Raw genomic sequence first — 3,707 nt, 5'->3', positions numbered from 1 at the left:
TCAAAAATAATAAAATTTGGATTCAACAAAATACAACGGAGGCAGATATAGCTTTAGAACTGATGGAAATGGGTATAGATAAACAAGATATTGTGATTGGTTTCCATACTCCAAAAATGCGCCAATTATCAGGGTTCGCTGGTGAATAAAGGAAAGAATAATACTAAAAATATATTTTATTAAAATATTAGGTAGGAAAATAAATAAGGTTTTGTTTTTTTGTTATGAACTTTATACAAGTGATCACTGATTCGCTATAACCTTTATGCAAGCGATCGCACCTTCTACTCAACTCAGATGTGGTGCGTTGGCGTAGCCCGTCGTAGACATCGCGGATTCCATCATTCTCAACACACACATAAAAAACATATTTGATTTTCTGGCGACATGAGAAAGATGAAAGGCTTAATGGTAAGTCTTTAGCCTGTAGGCTTATCCAAACCGTAAGCAGAGTGTAAAAGTTGAGGAGGTATTAATTACTCAATCCTCTTGAGTGATCTACGGTCAGTAGCCAGATTCATCAATACTTTAAGGAAATCCAGGATAAATATATGAAGTTTTGTTACACAATGCGTAATTATAACTAGCCAAGTTGAAGTCATAATTATCGGAGTTCGCAAGAGCTTTAGAAAACTAATGCTTTCCTGCTACTCTAGACTCCACCTTCTTGATTTTTTGTCGCCAAACTGTACTCATAGAAGTCAGGTTAATTTAGTACATTACAAGATAAGTTCACACATTTACCAATCTACAAGGAGAGCAAAATTTATGGATTCTAAAATATTACAGTCAACACCTATAGATGCTCAAACATTACAGCAGTTAAAAGACGAAATTAAGCAGGAATTGTTTAATATCCTGAATAACTCTAACTTAAGCAAGATAATCGAAAAATACGGTATATCGGCGCAAGATATTCTTAAACTTGAGTATACACTCAACGTAAATCAACTCCAATCTGATGACTTTCGTGTAGATGAGCAAACCCAGAATTTAAATAAATCGTGTATGGTATTGCGTAAACCTTGCCCTATAGACAACCATCCTGATGGTTGCTGGATGGACTGCTAAATGATCGATCAGGGGCAATGCATTAATCTCTACTTATTGACAAATATTTAGAGGATGTTTGAAAAGTCTGGTAAGGTATAATTTTGCACTGATAATTGGGCTTAACTGCAATGAGAAATCAACGTTTTAGCCCTATATTCAGATGCCTAGATGTACTAATTATCATCTCAAACGACCCTTTTCAAACAACCTCTTAGGCATAGAAGCTTTGTGATCGCAACCTGTCAGCCCCAACCCTTAGGGACGCTGCGCGTAGCTTGCTTCCCCGAAGGGGTACGGGGGAGTCAAAAGTCACGCATTCAAAAATTTTGAACACCATAAATAAATTTAGTTGCTCTGTAGCTTTTTATTTCTGGCCAGGTGAGTGTTTACAAAAAATGGATAAAGTTGAACTAAGAGGATATTTGAAAAGCCCTTAGTGATGTATCAAAATACTTTTATATTCTCCTAAATTCACGCTACTTGCAATAAGAGCGGCTTGCCGCACAACGTAGCGACCGCCTTAAAAAAGCAGGGCTGTTTCATTAGATTAAAGGCTCATAATGTCAAGGGTAAATTCTATGATGTATCAAAGCCGAAGCGGTCGGTACTGGAAGTTACGACTAGTCAGTGTTTTGGCATTTAGTGGAACACTTACTTTTTCTGCAAGTTGTGCTTTGTCCCAGATTATACCGGATAACACCTTGGGAATTGAAAATTCAGTTGTTACACCCAAGGTCATTAATGGAATCCCTACTGACCAAATCGATGGTGGAGCAATTCGCGATACGAACCTTTTCCACAGCTTTGACCAGTTTTCTGTTCGCACTGGAAACGCAGGTTCTTTCAATAACGCCGCAAATATTAAGAACATCATTACCCGGGTAACAGGTAAATCTATTTCAAATATTGATGGAATCCTTAATGCTAATTACGATGCTAATCTGTTTTTGATTAATCCTAACGGGATTATTTTTGGGCCCAATGCTTCCTTAAACATAGGCGGTTCATTTGTAGCAAGTACAGCGAGTAGTGTGAACTTTGCTAATGGTACTAAATTTAGCACCACAGATCCCCAAACCATACCTCTGCTGATAGTAAGTGTTCCCACTGGCTTACAATTTGGAGCAAGTGCGGGTTTTATCCGCAATGAATCCCAAGCTAGTCTAGATAAAGCAACCAATCGCTTAAATGCCCCTGCTGGTCTACAAGTGCAGCCAGGTAAAACCTTGGCACTTGTAGGCGGTGATATAACCTTGGAGGGCGGAAGTTTAACGGCAAAAGGGGGACGAATTGAGCTAGGAAGTGTTGCTAGCAATAGTCTTGTCAGTCTGAAGCCAGCGAACCAAGGTTGGGTCTTAGGTTATGAAGGTGTCCAGAATTTTCAGAACATCCAACTAATGCAGCGAACTGTTAACGGTTCTGCGAAGCCATCTCAGGTAGATGTTAGTGGCGAAGGTAGTGGCGATATCCAGGTACAAGGTAGGCGCATTCTGATAACTGACCGTTCACAGATTTTAGCTAATACCTTGGGTTCTCAATCGGGAGGGAATTTAACGGTGAATGGCTCAGAGTCCGTAGAATTAATTGGTCCCGGCACACCGTTGACGGCTGTAACTTTTGGTGCTGGAGATGCTGGAGACTTAACGATTACAACTGGGAAGTTGATTGTCAGGAATGGAGCACAAGTCCGAAATGGAGCACAAGCCGGGAATGTAAAACAAAGCTTGGGTTCAGGAGGAAAATTGATTGTAAACGCCTCAGATTCTGTGGACTTGATCGGTGGTTTTTCTTTGGGGCGTAATTTTTCTTTCAGTGGATTGTTTAGTGCAACTTCTGATGTTGGAAATGCTGGCGATATAACGATCAATACTGGGAAGTTGCGTATCCAAGATGGGGCAAAAGTAACAACGGAGTCTTCAGGAACACTATCATCAGATGCTAACAAATATTTCCCAGCTACAGGGAAAGTTGGAAATTTGACTGTGAACGCCTCCGACTCTGTAGAAATAACTGGAATTTCAGCCAATGGTACTACACCCAGTACCTTGTCTGCTTTGACTAACGGCCCGGGAGATGCGGGGAAAGTGACAATAAATACAAATAAATTAATTATCCGGAATGGGGCTACAATAACTGTGAGCAGCGAAGTTCCAGGACTTCCAGACAATGTAATATATCAAGGGGATGTAAGCAATCTAGGAGCAGCAGGTGAACTAAATATAACTGCTAGCTCCATCATGCTGGACAACCAAGGACAAATCACATCTAATAGTGAGTCAGGACGGGGCGGGAATATTACGTTAGAGGTGCAAGACATGTTAATGATGCGCCACGAAAGTAAAATAACCACTAATGCAGAGGGTGATGGAGATGGCGGTAATATCACCATCAATGCACCTAATGGTTTCCTTGTCACCGTTCCTTCTGAAAATAACGATATCACTGCCAATGCCTTATCTGCCTCTGGTGGTAAAATCATAATCACCGCTAAGAGTATCTTTGGTTTTGAGCCGCGCACCCGTGCAGAGGTAGAAAGGCTGTTGAACCCTAAACAGCCACTAGATCCAAGTAGGCTGCTAACAAGTGACATCACCGCGTTTTCTCAGCAAAACCCTACATTAAATGGCACTGTAGAAATCAACTCACCAGATGTT

General features: G+C 40.7%; 3 protein-coding genes. All 3 read left to right on the top strand.

What is annotated here, in order from left to right; all coding sequences use genetic code 11:
• Positions 1-149: element excision factor XisI family protein (locus VE944_RS14675; RefSeq protein ID WP_324978185.1), on the top strand; the 149-nt coding region annotated here is incomplete at its 5' end.
• Between the two features lie 619 nt (positions 150-768).
• The gene (locus VE944_RS14670) at positions 769-1,071 is read left to right on the top strand and encodes a hypothetical protein (protein ID WP_324978184.1); all 303 of its coding nucleotides are present in this window, start codon (positions 769-771) and stop codon (positions 1,069-1,071) included.
• A 560-nt stretch (positions 1,072-1,631) separates the two neighbouring features.
• Positions 1,632-3,707, top strand: a 2,076-nt coding sequence (locus VE944_RS14665) for a two-partner secretion domain-containing protein (protein WP_324978182.1), incomplete at its 3' end; no start/stop codon positions are given.

This window comes from Nostoc sp. (genome assembly GCF_035638895.1).
Classification (GTDB): domain Bacteria; phylum Cyanobacteriota; class Cyanobacteriia; order Cyanobacteriales; family Nostocaceae; genus Nostoc.
Note: the sequence above shows the minus strand (reverse complement) of the source record. Positions and strands in the feature narration are given on the sequence as shown.